General features: G+C 46.1%; 13 protein-coding genes. 11 read left to right on the top strand and 2 right to left on the bottom strand.

The window, feature by feature from the left end; genetic code table 11:
* Positions 1–583 precede the first annotated feature (583 nt).
* The 3 genes from FHS86_RS02380 to FHS86_RS02370 all read left to right on the top strand — a co-directional run bounded on the left by FHS86_RS02380 (position 584) and on the right by FHS86_RS02370 (position 3,595).
* A complete protein-coding gene (locus FHS86_RS02380) occupies positions 584–1,165 on the top strand; it encodes a superoxide dismutase (RefSeq protein ID WP_429410736.1) in 582 nt (193 codons plus the stop codon).
* 185 nt (positions 1,166–1,350) lie between these two features.
* Positions 1,351–3,348, top strand: coding sequence for a cellulase family glycosylhydrolase (locus FHS86_RS02375; RefSeq protein ID WP_429410734.1), 1,998 nt, complete (start codon positions 1,351–1,353; stop codon positions 3,346–3,348).
* Between the two features lie 70 nt (positions 3,349–3,418).
* Entirely contained in the window at positions 3,419–3,595 is a 177-nt protein-coding gene (locus tag FHS86_RS02370) for a M24 family metallopeptidase (protein ID WP_429410732.1), read from the top strand.
* Between the two features lie 52 nt (positions 3,596–3,647).
* On the opposite strand, the gene ilvA is transcribed toward FHS86_RS02370, so the two are convergent.
* Positions 3,648–4,904, bottom strand: a complete 1,257-nt coding sequence (gene ilvA, locus FHS86_RS02365; protein WP_429410730.1) for a threonine ammonia-lyase — start codon at positions 4,902–4,904, stop codon at positions 3,648–3,650.
* A 186-nt stretch (positions 4,905–5,090) separates the two neighbouring features.
* Between ilvA and FHS86_RS02360 the strand changes: the two genes are divergently transcribed.
* Positions 5,091–6,035 (top strand): TolB family protein, encoded by a 945-nt coding sequence (locus FHS86_RS02360; RefSeq protein WP_429410728.1) that lies wholly within the window; start codon positions 5,091–5,093, stop codon positions 6,033–6,035.
* Between the two features lie 20 nt (positions 6,036–6,055).
* Here the strand turns inward: FHS86_RS02360 and FHS86_RS02355 are convergent, their stop codons facing one another.
* Positions 6,056–6,685 carry an HAD family hydrolase gene (locus tag FHS86_RS02355; protein WP_429410726.1) on the bottom strand — a complete coding sequence of 210 codons (630 nt, stop codon included), beginning with the start codon at positions 6,683–6,685 and terminating at the stop codon, positions 6,056–6,058.
* A 46-nt stretch (positions 6,686–6,731) separates the two neighbouring features.
* Between FHS86_RS02355 and mtnA the strand changes: the two genes are divergently transcribed.
* The 7 genes from mtnA to FHS86_RS02320 all read left to right on the top strand — a co-directional run bounded on the left by mtnA (position 6,732) and on the right by FHS86_RS02320 (position 15,904).
* On the top strand, positions 6,732–7,823 hold the full coding sequence (gene mtnA, locus FHS86_RS02350) for an S-methyl-5-thioribose-1-phosphate isomerase (RefSeq protein WP_429410725.1): 1,092 nt from the start codon (positions 6,732–6,734) through the stop codon (positions 7,821–7,823).
* A complete protein-coding gene (locus FHS86_RS02345) occupies positions 7,820–8,431 on the top strand; it encodes a class II aldolase/adducin family protein (protein WP_429410723.1) in 612 nt (203 codons plus the stop codon). The genes mtnA and FHS86_RS02345 overlap by 4 nt, the downstream gene beginning before the upstream one ends.
* A 114-nt stretch (positions 8,432–8,545) precedes the next feature.
* The gene (locus tag FHS86_RS02340) at positions 8,546–10,675 is read left to right on the top strand and encodes a TonB-dependent receptor (RefSeq protein WP_429410721.1); all 2,130 of its coding nucleotides are present in this window, start codon (positions 8,546–8,548) and stop codon (positions 10,673–10,675) included.
* Between the two features lie 143 nt (positions 10,676–10,818).
* Complete coding sequence (locus tag FHS86_RS02335) at positions 10,819–11,460, top strand: hypothetical protein (RefSeq protein WP_429410719.1); 642 nt, start codon at positions 10,819–10,821, stop codon at positions 11,458–11,460.
* Between the two features lie 64 nt (positions 11,461–11,524).
* Positions 11,525–12,565 carry a sensor histidine kinase gene (locus FHS86_RS02330; protein ID WP_429410717.1) on the top strand — a complete coding sequence of 347 codons (1,041 nt, stop codon included), beginning with the start codon at positions 11,525–11,527 and terminating at the stop codon, positions 12,563–12,565.
* Positions 12,562–13,335, top strand: coding sequence for a LytR/AlgR family response regulator transcription factor (locus FHS86_RS02325; protein ID WP_429410715.1), 774 nt, complete (start codon positions 12,562–12,564; stop codon positions 13,333–13,335). Before FHS86_RS02330 ends, FHS86_RS02325 begins: the two co-directional genes overlap by 4 nt.
* 223 nt (positions 13,336–13,558) lie before the next feature.
* Positions 13,559–15,904: a beta-galactosidase gene (locus FHS86_RS02320; protein WP_429410713.1), complete on the top strand. Its 2,346-nt coding sequence runs from the start codon at positions 13,559–13,561 to the stop codon at positions 15,902–15,904.
* Positions 15,905–15,906 lie beyond the last annotated feature (2 nt).

Raw genomic sequence — 15,906 nt, 5'->3', positions numbered from 1 at the left:
TAATCCCGATAAGCGAAGCGATATCGGGATTGTTGTTTTCAGCAAGCAGTAAGTTAGCACAGGATCGAAACGAACTGAAAACCTTAAGTCGAAGTAATCCCGATAAGCGAAGCGATATCGGGATTGTTGTTTTCAGCAAGCAGTAAGTTAGCACAGGATCGAAACGAACTGAAAACCTTAAGTCGAAGTACCTGTCAGTCCTTCGACTGAATCCCGATAAGCGAAGCGATATCGGGATTGTTGTTTTCAGCAAGCAGTAAGTTAGCACAGGATCGAAACGAACTGAAAACTTTATTCGGGAAATCCATTTTTTATTGAAATAATATAGACAGGAATTGAACCGGCTCCTTAATCTTATCCCCTCCAGGCAGGTTCAAGGTCGAAAAACGAATTTCGCTAAATGAATTAGCAGATCTTCACACTCATTTATTTTAGCACTCCTCCTTCTATTTTTATTTATTCCAGTTTTAAATTAGGCCAACTTTTTAATTCAGATTAACATTATGTTGAAACAGCTGTTTACTAAAACACCGGAAATACTATATTTTCGGTCGTTTTATGTTTAATCCAAAAATTAAAAACCATGAGCTTTGAATTACCAAAATTAAAGTACGCGCCCGATGCGCTGGAACCATACATCAGTAAGCAAACCATCGACTTTCACCATGGCAAACACCATCAGGCCTATGTGAACAAGGTGAATGAATTGTCGAAAGGGACTGAATTTGAAAATGCCACACTGGAGGATATCATTAAAAAGGCCGACGGTGGGATTTTCAATAACGGAGCACAGGTGTGGAATCATACCTTTTATTTTGAGCAGTTTGCACCCGAAGGTGCCCGCGAACCCGAAGGTAAACTGAAGGAAGCCATCGATCAGGAATTTGGCTCGTTTGATGCCTTCAAGGAAAAATTTGCCACGGCAGCTGCCACCCTGTTTGGAAGTGGCTGGGCCTGGCTCGTTGTGAGTTCCGATGGAAAACTCACAATTGTACAAACTTCGAATGCCGGCAATCCGCTGCGCGACGGGCATCAGCCGCTACTAACCTGCGACGTGTGGGAGCATGCTTATTATCTCGACAAGCAAAATGCACGACCAAATTATGTGGACGATTTCTGGAAAATTGTCGACTGGAAAGTAATTGCTGAACGTTTTGAAGGCTGATTTAACCAACTATTTTAAGAATGAAATTGCCGCAGTCCGCTAAAGGCTGCGGCAATTTTGCATTTGCAACATTCTGCCCTCGTTCTGTTATGTAATCCCCCTCAATGCTAAAGGGCTTTAAAACATTTTTGTACTGCTGTTTTTATTGCTATTTTTCACAGCAAAAAATACCAAAAGCCTGAAACATGAAAACCTTTATTTCGCTCGTACTTACTTTTTTTCTTTTTGTCACAACTTTTTCTCAGCTCAAAGCGCAGCTTGCCGCCCACGAAGCGGCCAGTAAGATGAAACGCGGCATCAATTTGGGTAATACCCTGGAACCACCACTCGAAGGAGGCTGGAACAATCCCAAAGCCGAGGAATATTACTTCGATATGTACCGCGATGCCGGTTTTGATGTGGTACGTATTCCGGTTCGCTGGGATCAGCACATGGGAAACAGTGCTCCGTACCAAATTGATGAAAGCTGGATGCTGCGTGTCGAACAGCTGGCCGACTGGGCACTGGAGCGCGGGCTGTTTGTCATCATCAATGCTCACCACGACGACTGGATCAAGAGCAATTATAGCAGCCAGGTGATGCGCGACCGTTTTGATAGTTTATGGAGCCAGGTGGCCGTCCACTTCAAGGACAAAAGCGAGCGCTTGCTTTTTGAAATTCTGAATGAACCACATGGCCTGACCAAGGCACAAAATGACGAAATGCATCAACGTGTGCTCAGCATCATCAGAGCAAGCAATCCAAGTCGCCTTGTAATTTTTCAGGGACACAACTGGGGAGGTTCTGATGAGTTGCTTCAGGCAGCAATCCCCGATGACGACTATCTGATTGCTTCGTTTCACTCGTACGATCCCTATCTTTTCGGGCTCGAAGGACAGGGAACCTGGGGTACACCCAACGATTACCAACAGTTGAAAAGCAAGTTCGACAAGGTAAAAGAATGGTCGCTGCTCCACGATATTCCGGTTATTCTGGGCGAATTTGGTTCACTGCGCAAATGTGACTACAATTCGCGCATGCGACATTATCAGGCCTACATGGAACAGGCCCTGCTCGATGGTTTTATTCCCTGTGCCTGGGACGATGGCGGTGATTTCAAAATTATGAACCGCCAGCAAAAAACCTGGGACGAGGTGAAGGACATCCTGATTTACACCACACCCGATTCACCTGACAATTTAAGGGCCGTGGTTTATCAGGATTCGATCGTAAGGGTGAGCTGGAATAATCACCTGGCAGACCATGACGCCATCGTCGTTGAGCGGCGGAGCCCCGAAGGCAACTATCAGGAACACGCGGTGCTTCCTAAGGATGCGCAGGTGTACGACGATGTGAAGCCCGAAATGAATGCAACTTACCATTACCGTATTATTGCCCGCTACAGCACTGAAAATGATAAGCCGGTGTACTCGGCACCTGTGAGGGTATTTTTCCCTTCGTGGGAAATTCCCGAAAGGGTTCCCTATCATGGCGAAGCAATGCCCGTTCCGGGAACCATCGAGGCCGAAGATTACGACATAGGGGGTAACGGCTATACTTATTTCGATCTCGACAATCAGAATGTGGGGGGCGATTACCGCCCCGACGAAGGTGTCGACATCTATGCACTGAATGGAGGTGCCGATTATCATGTGGGCAACGCCCTCGAAGGGGAATGGTATGAATATACAGTGAATGTACAGAAGACTGCCAGCTACAAGGTGGAAGTATTTACCACCTCGCTACAGGGCGGCGGGAGTTACCGCATCAAGGTGGGCGACGTTGAAAGTGAGTCGGTAACCGTTCCCACAAGCAGCAGCTGGATCAGCACTTCGGTATCGGAGTTTTTAATGGAACTGAATGCCGGAGAACAAATTCTCCGATTTAGCATTGAAAATGCCGATCACCGTTTCAACATCGACCGGTTTAGCTTTACCCGGCTGGCTTCATCACCACTCCATCCAGTCTTCGCCGACCTTCGTATCCTTACCGATGCCCGAAATCAAAGCATTACAATGACTGTGGCCCCGCAGGTGCAACATCGTTTGCAACTTAGTCTGCACAACCTTCAGGGCCGCTGCATTCGCAGTGCTGAACTGGCTCCGGGTATTCAGCTTCGCTTTGATGGATTGGAAAGAGGTGTTTATGTGATAAAAGCTGACGGAGGGAAAAACGGCACAGCGGTGCATAAAGTAGCTTTCTAAAGTTGAAAGCTGCACCTATTTATTGCATTTTGCTATTTTTGAAATTCGAATTGATAAAATTTTAAGCACTATGAGTAAGGAAAAAGTACTGGAAGCAATGAAAAATGCCGGTAAGGCACTAAAAGCGGGTGAGATTGCCGAAGCGGCAGGTCTCGATAAAAAGGAAGTGGATAAGGCCATGAAGACATTAAAGGATGAAGGTGCCATTGAGTCACCCAAAAGGTGCTACTGGCAGCCGGCTAAATAAGGAACTGGTGTTTTTCATTCTTTGGGGTAATGTAAGCTGCTTATTCCCAAAACTAAATCAAATACTGGAACAAGTCGGGCTTATCGTTCACATATTCATACACAAAGCCATTGGCGGTCATTCGTTCCAGTAATCCGCTCAAATCGTCCTTGTCGGCCAGTTCGATGCCCACCAAAGCCGGACCTTTTTCCCGGCTGTTTTTTTTGGTATAGTTAAAGTCGGTAATGTCGTCGGTGGGCCCCAGCACGTTGTCGAGAAAGTCGCGCAAGGCTCCGGCCCGTTGCGGAAAACGAATAATGAAATAATGCTTTAGTCCTTCGAACAGGAGTGAGCGTTCCTTGATTTCTTCGGTACGCGTAATGTCGTTATTGCTGCCCGAAACAATGCACACCACGTTCTTTCCTGTAATTTTGTCGGTATAATAATCGAGTGCTGCAATCGAGAGGGCACCGGCAGGCTCCACCACAATGGCTTCACGGTTGTACAATTCCAGAATCTTCGTACAGATACGTCCTTCGGGCACCAGCACAATGTCGTCGACCACCTTTTTACAAATTTCGAAGGGCAAATCGCCCACACGCTGTACGGCAGCTCCGTCGACAAACTTGTCGATCTTCCCGAGCTTCAGCACTTCTCCCTTTTTCAATGATTCACTCATCGAAGGAGCACCCGCGGGTTCAACCCCAATGATTTTGGTATTGGGGCTTACCTGTTTAAAATAACTCCCCACACCGGCAATCAGGCCTCCACCGCCGATGGGCACAAAAAGGTAGTCGATCTGAAAATTCGAATCCTGAATGATTTCAAGACCAACAGTAGCCTGCCCTTCAATAATCAACGGATCGTCGAAAGGATGGATGAACGTTTTGCCGTTTTCCTCACAATCCCTGAAAGCCTCGGCACTGGCCTGGTCGTAAGTATCGCCATGCAGCACCACTTCAACAAAATCGCGGCCAAACATTTTCACCTGTCTGATTTTTTGCTTGGGAGTTGTAGTGGGCATGTATATTTTTGCGCGTGTTCCCAGCTTCCAGCTCGAGAAGGCCACTCCCTGGGCATGATTGCCTGCACTGGCACAAACAATTCCGTTTTCGAGCTGCTCCTTACCAAGGCTTTTTATTTTATTGTAGGCACCCCGGATCTTGTACGAACGCACCTGCTGTAGATCTTCACGCTTCAGCCAGACCTTTGCGCCCGTCTGTTCCGAAAGATTAAGGTTTTCCATCATCGGGGTAGCAGTAAGTACCTCATTAATGGTTATTTTTGCCCTGTTAATTGCTTCAAGAGAAGGAAAATAGCTTGTGCTCATTTTTTGTTCAAATCAGTTTGCTGTTCAGATCGATGTAACATCACCTCATCCGGGCTTGTTTATAAACACAAAAATAAAGGCTTTGTGCTACAAATTGACTGAATTCTGTAAAAAATGGCAAAAAGCCATCCTGATGTGGATTACAATCCTTCTGCTTTTTATAAATTGGCCAAACATTTACGAATCATGATAAAAATAAGAATACTTCTGCTTTTGTTGTTTGCACTGACACTTTTCTCATGTGGCAGACAAGAACAGAATACCAGGGTGGCCAAGCTGTACGCACCGGGTACCATCAACACGCATATGGCTGAACGCGATGCAGCTCTTTCGGCCGACAGCAGTTTGTTTTTTTTCACTGTTCAGTTGAGCAGGCAGAATTCCGTTATTTGCTATTCCACCTTGTTTAACGACAAATGGATGCGTCCGACAGTTGCAGATTTTTCAGGACGGTACATGGACATTGAGCCGGTTTTTCATCCCGATGGGCGTCTGTTTTTCTGCTCGAACCGCCCTACGGGAAAAAACGACCCGGACCTGGATTTCAATATCTGGTTTGTACGTCCTACCGATCTGGGCTGGAGTGAGCCCGAAGTGCTCGACACCCTGATTAATTCACCCGGAAATGAATACTATCCTTCGTTTACCCGAAACGGCGATCTTTATTTTACGGCAACGCGCAAAGGAGGAAGAGGTGCCGAGGACCTTTGGTGCGCCCGCTTCAGCAATGGACAGTATTTGGAACCCGAAAATCTGGGCGATTCAATCAATACCAGCAACTACGAATACAACAGTTTTGTCGATCCCAACGGGCAGTTTCTGCTTTTTACCTCTCATGGATGGGGAGAAGGTTTTGGTGGAGGTGACCTTTTTGTCAGTTTCAAAGATAAGGATGGAAACTGGCTGGCACCGCGTAACCTGGGGCCAAAAGTAAATACTGCCGGGTTAGAGTACTGTCCTTCGCTCTCGGCCGATGGTCGCTACCTCTTTTTCAGCCGTAAAAATGTACCTGCACCCGAAAGCGAGCAGTGGTATTACTTTGAAATGATGAGTAATTTCTCATCGATGGAGAATGGACAGGGCAGTATTTATTATATTGATGCAGCTTTTATTCAACAGCTGAATCAATAAAATATCAAATAAATAACGACTTAACACAAATAACTGATCACTGCCTCAAGACCACTATTCTCGGGAACCTGCAACGCCTGCATTCCCATCTTTCTGGCGGCATCGCAGTTATCAGGACGATCATCGACCATTACCGTTTCTTCGGCTTTGATTCCGGCATCGTTCAACACATATTCAAAAGCTTCCCTTTCGGGTTTTCGGTGGCCTATTTTATTGGAATAATATACCTTGGTAAACAAATCCTTCAGCGGAAAATGAAAACGATTTTTGAATTCATTTTCGAAATAGGAAACATGATATACATTGGTATTGCTTAGCAGATAAACATTGTATTTCCGGGCCAGTTCCTGAACCATTTTCACCCTTGGAGCCCTGAATTCCATCAACATGGCACACCAGGCATCCACCATTTGAGGTACACTAACCCCCGGTTTACAGGCTTTCATCATGGTTCTTTTGAACTTATCCTTGCTCCATTGACCGGTTTCCATGGCCACCACCACTTCTGGCAGGCTGTCCCAATTGATATCGACAAAAACTTCGGGGAGAAATATCCGTTCGAACTCGGCATAGGTGTTTTCCGGTTCAATATCTACCAGCACACCGCCTAAATCGAGAATAACATTTTTAATAATCTTCTGGTCGATCATTAGCGAAAGTTATAAATTGCCGCAAAGTTAATAATCGAACAATTCAATGTTAATAAACGGGCAACATTTTCAAACCATTTGGTTGGATGATAACAATCAGGAAACGGTAAAAATCATCGATCAGCAAAAATTACCCTTCCAGTTCAGCATTAAAACCCTGCATACCTTCGACGATGCATTTAATGCGATCAAAAACATGACGGTGCGCGGTGCACCGCTAATAGGGGTTACCGCGGCCTATGGCATCTACCTGGCACTTTGTCAGAAAAAGGACAACGAAAATCTGATTGCATTTCTGCAGGAAAAATACGCTACCATGAAAACAGCCCGGCCAACCGCTGTGAATCTGGCTTATGCTGTTGATGTCATGGCCAAAGCGCTAACGGGATTAAGCAATACAACAGCTGCCCGTAATAAAGCCCGAAAAAAGGCAGCCGAACTAAAACAGCTCGAAATTGACTATTGCAGTGCTATTGGCGATCACGGACTTCAACTGATTGAAGATCTTTCGCGAAAGAAGCAAGGCGAAGTGGTGAATGTGCTCACTCATTGTAATGCCGGCTGGCTGGCCTGCATCGATTGGGGAACGGCCCTGGCGCCCCTATACAAGGCACAGGAAAAGGGCATCAAAATACATGTGTGGGTTGATGAAACCAGGCCCCGCAACCAGGGCAGCAAACTTACCGCCTTTGAACTCAGGCAACAGGGCATTGCACATACGGTAATTCCCGATAACACCGGTGGACACCTCATGCAGCACGGCATGGTCGATGTGGTACTAGTAGGCAGCGACCGCACCACCCGCAGCGGCGATGTGTGCAATAAAATTGGCACCTACCTGAAAGCACTGGCCGCCCGCGACAACAAGATTCCCTTTTATGTAGCCCTTCCTTCCTCGTCGATCGATTTTAGCCTGAGCGACGGAATCAGCGAAATTCCCATTGAGGAACGCAATGCCGATGAGGTGAAATTCATAGAAGGGAAAAGCGGCAAAGTACAAATTGTTCCCGATGGAAGCCCCGTTGCCAACTATGGTTTCGACGTCACCCCTGCCCGACTGGTTACTGCACTGATAACCGAAGCCGGTGTTTGCGGAGCGAGCGAAGCAGCACTCAACGAGATGTTCCTTAAGAAATGAAAGAAGAAGGCTATATTAAATTCAGTGTCCGCTGGAAGGAAGCATCCATTGCCATCGACAAAGCAACGCTCGACCTGTTGAATTCAATCAGGCAGAAGCTGAGAGAACAAGGCTGGCTGGGTGTATTGCCCGACGGAATTGGTTTTGGTAACATTTCGATTAGGCAGCAAAAAAAGCAGTTCATTATTAGCGGGTCGGGTACCGGTGCATTGGCGCTGCTCTCCGAATCGCATCTTGCGTTGGTCACGCAGGTCGACATTGAAGGCAACCAACTTAGTTGCACCGGGCTAACACGTGCCTCCTCCGAGAGCATGAGTCACGCCGTATGTTATCGCTATTCCACTCAAATTGGAGCGGTGATCCACATCCATAACCGGGAGTTGTGGGAACAGGGGCCGGGCACACTCCCTGTTTCATCGCCCGACGCAACCTACGGCACGCCGGAGATGGCCCTTTCGATCGAACGCTTGCTCAAACAGCATCAGCAGCAAAGCGGCATCATTGTCATGGGTGGCCACCAGGACGGCCTCATCAGCTTTGGCAGAGATCTTGAGGAAGCGTATCAGATGCTTGTCGCTTTTAGTGAGGACAACACAACGATCAATTAGTAACATCCGCTCCAACTACACCTCATCCCGGTTTTTCTACAATTCAGCAGAATAAAATTTCAGGAGTAAAGCAGGCAGTGCATTTTTGGCCTTGTATTCAAACAATACTTAGCCATGAAGACACCAATTTTGATTGTGCTTATTTTTTGCTTCTCGTCGCTGGCAGGCCAGACAAAAATAGAGGGTGAGGTAAAAGCCAAAAACGGAGAGCCGCTTACAGGAGTAAACATATACATCGAAGGCACTTACAACGGAGCCAGTTCCGACGAAGACGGACACTTTCATTTTTCAATTTCCGACAAAGGGAAAAAGAAGTTGGTAGCCAGCTTTATAGGATACCAAAGCTGGTCGGGAACAATCGATGCATCGGCCGATGTTGAGATATCCATCGTTCTGCACGAAAGTGTAAATACCCTCGATGCCGTTACCATCACAGCAGGCACTTTTGCTGTTGACGATCAAAAACGGGCGGCCATACTCGAACCCCTCGACATTTACACCACCGCCAGTGCCAACGGCGATATCATGGCAGCCATGCGTACCCTGCCCGGTGCACAGGCAGCAGCCGACGACGGCCGTTTGCTGGTACGTGGCGGCGATGCCTACGAAAGCAAAACCTACATCGACGGCTTGCTGGCTGCAAAACCATACTACTCGAAAACTCCCGATGTGGCCACCCGTGGTCGCTTCACCCCCTCACTTTTCGAGGGCGTGCTATTCAACACCGGCGGGTACTCGGCCGAATACGGACAGGCACTTTCGTCGGTGCTGATACTCAACTCAAGCGACGTGGCTGTAAAAAATTCTGCAGGCCTTTCATTGATGACCATCGGCGCCGAAGCCAACCTGACCAAAGCCATGAAAAACAGTTCGCTCATGGCATCGGCAAGCTACATTAACATGGGGCCGTTTCACAAATTGGTAAACAGCTACATCGACTGGACAAAGCCGGTAGAAGCCATCAACCTCACAAGCACCTACCGCTACAAACCTTCGTCGACCGGGTTGTTGAAAGCTTTTGCCACTTACGAATGGGGCGATATGGCTTATCGTATTCCAAACGGAAACAATGAAGCTCTTACTATCGAAAACAAGGGAAAAAGCGGTTATGCGAATGTGAATTACCGTGACTGCATGGGTGAAAAATCTTGTTTCCGCACAGGCCTGTCGGGCACTTACGAAAACAACGGCGTAGTAATCGCCGGCAATCACATCGAAACGCTCGATCTGACCCTCGAAGCCCGCTATGCCATGGTACATGAGCTTTCGGAAAAAATTGTACTAACCTGGGGAGTCAGCGACACCTACACCAACTATCAACAAGCGATTAAAACCCCGGAGTTTCCGGAAATAGATCTTCACTTTACCGATCATACATTGGGCACATTTGCCGAAAGCGAAATCAAGTTCTCAAAATATTTTGCCGTACGACCGGGCATCAGGGCCGAATATGCTTCGTTGATGAAACGCGCCAGCCTGGCACCACGACTGGCCATGGCTGTAAAAACGTCGAAAAGCAGTCAGTTTTCGGCGGCATGGGGTCGTTACTACCAAAATCCCGAAACCGACTATCTGAAATTCAACAGTGATCTGTATTTCGAAAATGCCACACACTACATTACCGGCTGGCAGGCAGGCAGCGTGCAAACCCGCCTGTTCAGGATTGAAAGCTATTACAAAACCTACGATAAGCTCGTCACCTGGGAAGGAATCAACGAGTACTTTCCCATGAATATTTCGAACAGCGGCTTTGGACAATCGGCCGGGATTGACCTGTTTTGGCGCGATCGAAAAAGCATTAAAAACCTCGATTACTGGCTTACTTACTCGTTTGTTGACACCGAACGAAAGTACCGCAACTACCCCGAAGCCGTTACGCCAGACTTTATTTCAAACCACAATTTTTCGGCAGTGTCAAAATACTGGATTCACAAAATCAGCACACAGGCAGGTGCTTCATACACTTTTGCCTCGGCACGGCGCTACGATGATCCTTCCAGCACTCAGTTCATGGACGGCCGCACTGGCTGCTACGGTGATCTGAGCCTCAACCTGAGCCACATCTTCTTTCTGGGCGACCAGTATTCGGTACTCTATGCTTCGGTGAACAACGTGCTGGGACGCGAGAACGTATTTGGGTACCGCCCATCGGGAAACGCCGATGCCCAGGGTAATTATACCCTGGTTCCTGTAAAACAAGACACAAAGCGATTCTTTTTTATAGGACTTTTTCTGAGTTTCTGAGCTCTACAGTTCATCCATAAAATCCGACAGTTAAGCAACTGTTTTTTTCAGCATGAACCGATTAGAAATATTTTTGAAATACAGTTGTTTGGAAAAAATGAGATACAAAATGATAAAAGTAATAACCACTAAAAAGTAGAATTATGAAAAGAATGATCATGCTTACCATCCTCTTTGTTGGCACATTTCACCTCTTATTTGCAGCAAACTATGAACAAGCCATGGCCGAAAACATTCAGAAAATGTACAGCGCCAGAAGCACCGTCGAACTGACAACAGTTGCCAATCAGTTTGAACGTATTGCGGCAAAGGAAAGCGACCAATGGCTGCCTGCTTATTATCAGGCTTATTCGTTCGTTTCGATGTTGTACATCAATCAGGGCATGCCCAACGACGAAAAAGCGGCCTTGCTCGACAAAGTCCAGACGATTTTAGATAGTCTGAAAAAACGTTTCGAAAACGAATCGGAACTATTTGTTTTACAAGGGCTGGTTTATCAGATGCGCATTAGCGACGAAGGAAGCGCCTACCAGTTTTCGATGATGGCTGATGAAGCCCTTAGCACAGCCGTAAAACTGAATCCGGAGAATCCAAGGGCGCATTACCTCAAAGGGTGTAACATTTTTTACACACCCGAGCAGTTTGGAGGCGGCCCGGCCAAAGCCAAACCAGTGCTGGAAAAAGCCGATGCTTTGTTTCTCTCAGCAAAAGCCGAAAACAGCCTGTTGCCCAATTGGGGAAAAGAACATTGCCAATCGATGCTTCAACAATGTGTTTCGAAATAAATACACCCTTATTATTTCATAATTTGTTGCCGATCGTTATTTTTAAATTCATAAAAAAAACGCAATGTCGCTTCCCTCAAAGAAACAGGTTTTTCAGATTTTTATAGCTGCTGTTTATTCAATAATGATCGGCAACCTATTTATGTGGATCGGGGCACAAACGATCAACCTGCCTTTATCGCGATACTTATGGAATGCGGGTTATTCGATGAGTATAGGCTTGTCACTTTTTGCCAATGGCTATTTTTTTAATGTAATTGAACGCCGCTACATTTCATGGATCGAGAAACCGGTAAAAAGCATACTCATTGTCATCTGCTTTCACTTTTTGTACACATCAGTTGTCATCTTCTTCTTCAACTGGCTCTGGTTTGTTGTATTTTCAAATAACACCTGGTCGCATTTCATGACCTTTGGCGGCTTTATCATTCTTGGCGAGTACATCGTTTTTGTAATCATTGCATCGATTATTTATGCCAAATCGTTCTTCAGGGCCTGGCGCGATGAAGCCGTGGAGGGTGAAAAACTGAAACAGGAAGCCATTGCCCTGCAATACCAGGTGATGCAAAACCAGGTTAACCCGCATTTTTTATTCAACAGTCTGAATGTACTAGGCAACCTCATTGATCTCGATTCAGAAAAGGCTAAGGACTACACCATTCAACTGGCTGATTTTTACCGCTATCTGTTAACTTTGAAAAATCAGGAGCTTGTTCCGCTTCAAAAGGAAATAGAATTTGTGAAACGATATGTTTTTCTACAAAACATAAGGTTCGGCAATAATTTTAAGGTCGAATTTCATGTTTCCGAAAAGCATGAAGGAGAACTGATCCCCTTGTCTCTCCAGATGCTCATTGAGAATACAGTTAAACACAATGAAATTTCGAAAGAACACCCTTTGGAAATTGTAGTGGGCACCGACCATCGGAATTATATTTTTGTTGAAAACAACCTGAACCCGAAATACGATGTAAAAAGCAGCAACAACATAGGGCTGAGCAACCTGAAAGAGCGCTATCGTTATCTTAGCGGCAAAGAGGTAGAAATCAGGAAAAATGACAAATTCTTCAGAGTTTCACTCCCATTGATAAAACTCGAATTATGAGAATATTAATTGTTGAAGACGAACCGCTGGCAGTGGCACAACTTTCGGGACTAATTCTTTCGCTGCGCCCCAACATCGAAATTGCAGGGGTATGCGACACGGTAAAAAGCACCGTTCGGTGGATCGAGGAAAACGGCTTGCCCGATCTGGCTTTCTTCGACATTCAATTGGGCGACGGATTAAGTTTTGGAATATTCGAAAAAACCAGGTTCACAAGCCCTGTTATTTTCACAACCACGTTCGATGAATATGCCATACAGGCTTTCAAGGTAAACAGCATCGATTATTTACTGAAACCCCTGCATCGCGACGACATGGAGCGGGCTCTGCTAAAATTCGAACAACTAAGCTCAAAATCAACGGTGAATTTTCAGCCCGAAGTAATTGAATTGCTAAGGAAATCAATCAACAGCAACCACTACAAAAAACGCTTTCTTATAAAAATTGGTGACAGGTTGAAAGCAGTAAACACCGACGATATTTTGTTTTTCTACAGCCTCGAAAAAGCAACTTTTGTCAAAACCTGCGACGGAAAAGATTACCTGCTAGATCAAACCCTCGAATCCATCGAGCAGTTGGTAAACCCTGCCGACTACTTTCGTATCAACCGAAAATACTTGCTTGGGCTCAAGGCCATCAACGATGTATTTTCCTATGGTAATTCAAGGTTGAAACTCAAAGTAAAGCATGCCGGTTCCGACGATTTTTTGGTTGCCCGAGAAAAGGTAAAAGCCTTTAAGTGCTGGTTCGAAGGAGATATTATGGAATAAGAGGATTGATTTCTTATGAAGGAAACTGGATATGGTTTTTAATACCTTGGTCATCCACAAAAAAACATGTTCATGCTTTGCGCTTCGCAAGAAATGTTAGTGAGGTACACCAGAACTGGAAATTGTAACATTACAGTTCGAAAATGTGATAGAAAGAATTCCATTATTTAAGTAGTTTTGCTGTTAAAACAACCACTGTAAGAAACCAGTTACTACTTAAAATATGCAAAAATTAAAACTACTTTTCACCGCTGCTTTTCTCTTAGTCTCTTTATTGACCATGCTTTCGTCATGCGGAACGAAGCAGCCCGATCATACTTTCGAGATAGGAAAGCATGATTTTTTGCTCGACAATGAGCCTTTTCAGATCCGATGCAGTGAAATGCATTTTGCACGTGTCCCGAAAGAATACTGGCGGCACAGATTGCAAATGAACAAGGCATTGGGGATGAATACCGTTAGTGCTTATATGTTCTGGAATTTTCATGAACGAACTCCGGGTGAATTTACTTTTGAAGGACAGGCCGATGTAGCCGAATTTTGTAAAATGGCGCAGGAAGAAGGTTTATGGGTCATACTGCGTCCCGGGCCCTATGTTTGTGCCGAATGGGAAATGGGAGGCCTGCCCTGGTGGCTGCTCAAGCACGACGACATTGCGCTGCGCTCAAAAGACCCCCGCTTTGTTGAAGCAAGCCGTCGTTACCTGAAAGAAGTCGGAAAACAACTGGCACCATTACAAGTCAGCAATGGAGGCCCTATTTTAATGGTTCAGGTTGAAAATGAATACGGGTTCTACTCCGACGATGCCGAATACATGGGCGAAATGCGCCAGGCCATACTCGACGCCGGTTTCGATGCGCCCTTGTTTGCCTGCAACCCCAAACATACACTGAAAAACGGTTACCGCGCTGATCTGTTCCCTGTTGTTAATTTTGGTGCCGATCCGAAAGGTGCATTCGAAAACCTGCGTGAGATTTTACCCGAAGGCCCGTTAATGTGCGGTGAATTTTATTCGGGTTGGTTCGACACCTGGGGAACACCTCATACTTTTGGAAATATTGATCCTTACCTGCGCGACATGGAGTACATGCTCAAAGAAGGTGCATCGTTTTCGATTTACATGGCCCACGGCGGTACTACTTTTGGCTTTTGGGCCGGGGCCGACCGTCCGTTTAAACCCGACTGCTCGAGCTACGATTATGGGGCGCCAATTAACGAAGCAGGCAATACTACTCCTAAGTTTTATGCCACACGCGACTTAGTCTCTAAATACCTGATGCCCGGAGAGGCAGCATTGCCCGAACCTCCGGCACCCATGCCCCTTACCACCTTTGCTGAAGTTAGCTTGTCGGAATTTGCACCCTTATTTGAAAATCTGCCAAAGGCTGTAAAGACCGACGAACCCCGAAATATGGAGTTTTACGACCAGGCCAGGGGAAGCATGTTGTACAAAACAACATTGCCTGCCGGTCCGGTTTGCCATTTTACGGTGGGTGCTGCCAACGATTTTGCATGGATCTACATGGATGGCGAAGAAATTGGTTTAATGGACCGTCGCAAACGCAACTTCGACATCACCATACCGGCGAGGAACAAAGAAGTCACCATCGAAATATTCGTTCATGCCATGGGGCGCATCAACTTTGGCAAAGAAGTACACGACCGCAAGGGACTCAATGCACCAATCAAATTTGTTGAGGGAGATAAGGAACTTACAACAGGTGCCTGGGAAGTTTATAACATCGATTACAACGACCAGTGGCTGGCTTCGCTCGATTATAGCGAACAAAGCACATCGAATGAAAAACCAGGCATATGGAAAGGTACTTTTGAAATTGACCAACTGGGCGATACCTACCTCGATGTTTCAAGTTGGGGCAAGGGGCTTGTTTGGGTAAATGGCAACTGTTTGGGCCGCTACTGGAACATTGGTCCTACCCAAACCATGTATGTACCAGCTCCCTGGTTGAAAAAGGGGGAAAACGAAATTCTGATTCTCGACATGCTTGGTCCTGAAAAAATGACCATTTCAGGTGTCGACACCCCTGTGCTCGATCAGTTGAGACCGGAGAAAGATTTTGCAGGCGCTAAGCGTCCAAAGGTTGATTTAAATTTCAGCAGCACTGATCCTGTTTTGTCGTCGTCGTTTAAACCCGGTGGCGAAACACAAACCGTTAAATTTGAAGGCAATAACAGTGGCCGCTATTTTGCCATTGAAGCAATCAGCTCACACGATGGAAAGCCATACGCAGCCATTGCCGAACTGGATTTACTCGACATCGAAGGGAATGCCATTAGTCATCAAAATTGGACCATCGCCTATGTGAGCAGCGAAGAATCGATCGGTGAAAATGGCGTGGCAGAGAATGCCATCGACGGACAAACATTTAACCATTGGCACAGCAGATGGAGCTCAACCAGCCCCGGTTACCCTCATCTATTAATCATCGATTTGGGTGCTGAAACCAGTCTAAGCGGCTTTTCGTATGTGCCCCGAATGGATGAGAATTCTCCGGGACGAATTAAAGAGTACAACATCTATGTGGGCAATGAGCTGGTGAAAAGATAAAT

Source organism: Roseimarinus sediminis, assembly GCF_050433125.1.
Classification (GTDB): Bacteria; Bacteroidota; Bacteroidia; order Bacteroidales; family Prolixibacteraceae; genus Roseimarinus; species Roseimarinus sediminis.
Note: the sequence above shows the minus strand (reverse complement) of the source record. Positions and strands in the feature narration are given on the sequence as shown.

Coding starts and splice junctions, on each gene's coding strand:
- FHS86_RS02380 (WP_429410736.1), top strand. CDS start 584: ATGAGCTTTGAATTACCAAAATTAAAGTACGCGCCCGATGCGCTGGAA.
- FHS86_RS02375 (WP_429410734.1), top strand. CDS start 1,351: ATGAAAACCTTTATTTCGCTCGTACTTACTTTTTTTCTTTTTGTCACA.
- FHS86_RS02370 (WP_429410732.1), top strand. CDS start 3,419: ATGAGTAAGGAAAAAGTACTGGAAGCAATGAAAAATGCCGGTAAGGCA.
- ilvA (WP_429410730.1), bottom strand. CDS start 4,904: ATGAGCACAAGCTATTTTCCTTCTCTTGAAGCAATTAACAGGGCAAAA.
- FHS86_RS02360 (WP_429410728.1), top strand. CDS start 5,091: ATGATAAAAATAAGAATACTTCTGCTTTTGTTGTTTGCACTGACACTT.
- FHS86_RS02355 (WP_429410726.1), bottom strand. CDS start 6,685: ATGATCGACCAGAAGATTATTAAAAATGTTATTCTCGATTTAGGCGGT.
- mtnA (WP_429410725.1), top strand. CDS start 6,732: ATGTTAATAAACGGGCAACATTTTCAAACCATTTGGTTGGATGATAAC.
- FHS86_RS02345 (WP_429410723.1), top strand. CDS start 7,820: ATGAAAGAAGAAGGCTATATTAAATTCAGTGTCCGCTGGAAGGAAGCA.
- FHS86_RS02340 (WP_429410721.1), top strand. CDS start 8,546: ATGAAGACACCAATTTTGATTGTGCTTATTTTTTGCTTCTCGTCGCTG.
- FHS86_RS02335 (WP_429410719.1), top strand. CDS start 10,819: ATGAAAAGAATGATCATGCTTACCATCCTCTTTGTTGGCACATTTCAC.
- FHS86_RS02330 (WP_429410717.1), top strand. CDS start 11,525: ATGTCGCTTCCCTCAAAGAAACAGGTTTTTCAGATTTTTATAGCTGCT.
- FHS86_RS02325 (WP_429410715.1), top strand. CDS start 12,562: ATGAGAATATTAATTGTTGAAGACGAACCGCTGGCAGTGGCACAACTT.
- FHS86_RS02320 (WP_429410713.1), top strand. CDS start 13,559: ATGCAAAAATTAAAACTACTTTTCACCGCTGCTTTTCTCTTAGTCTCT.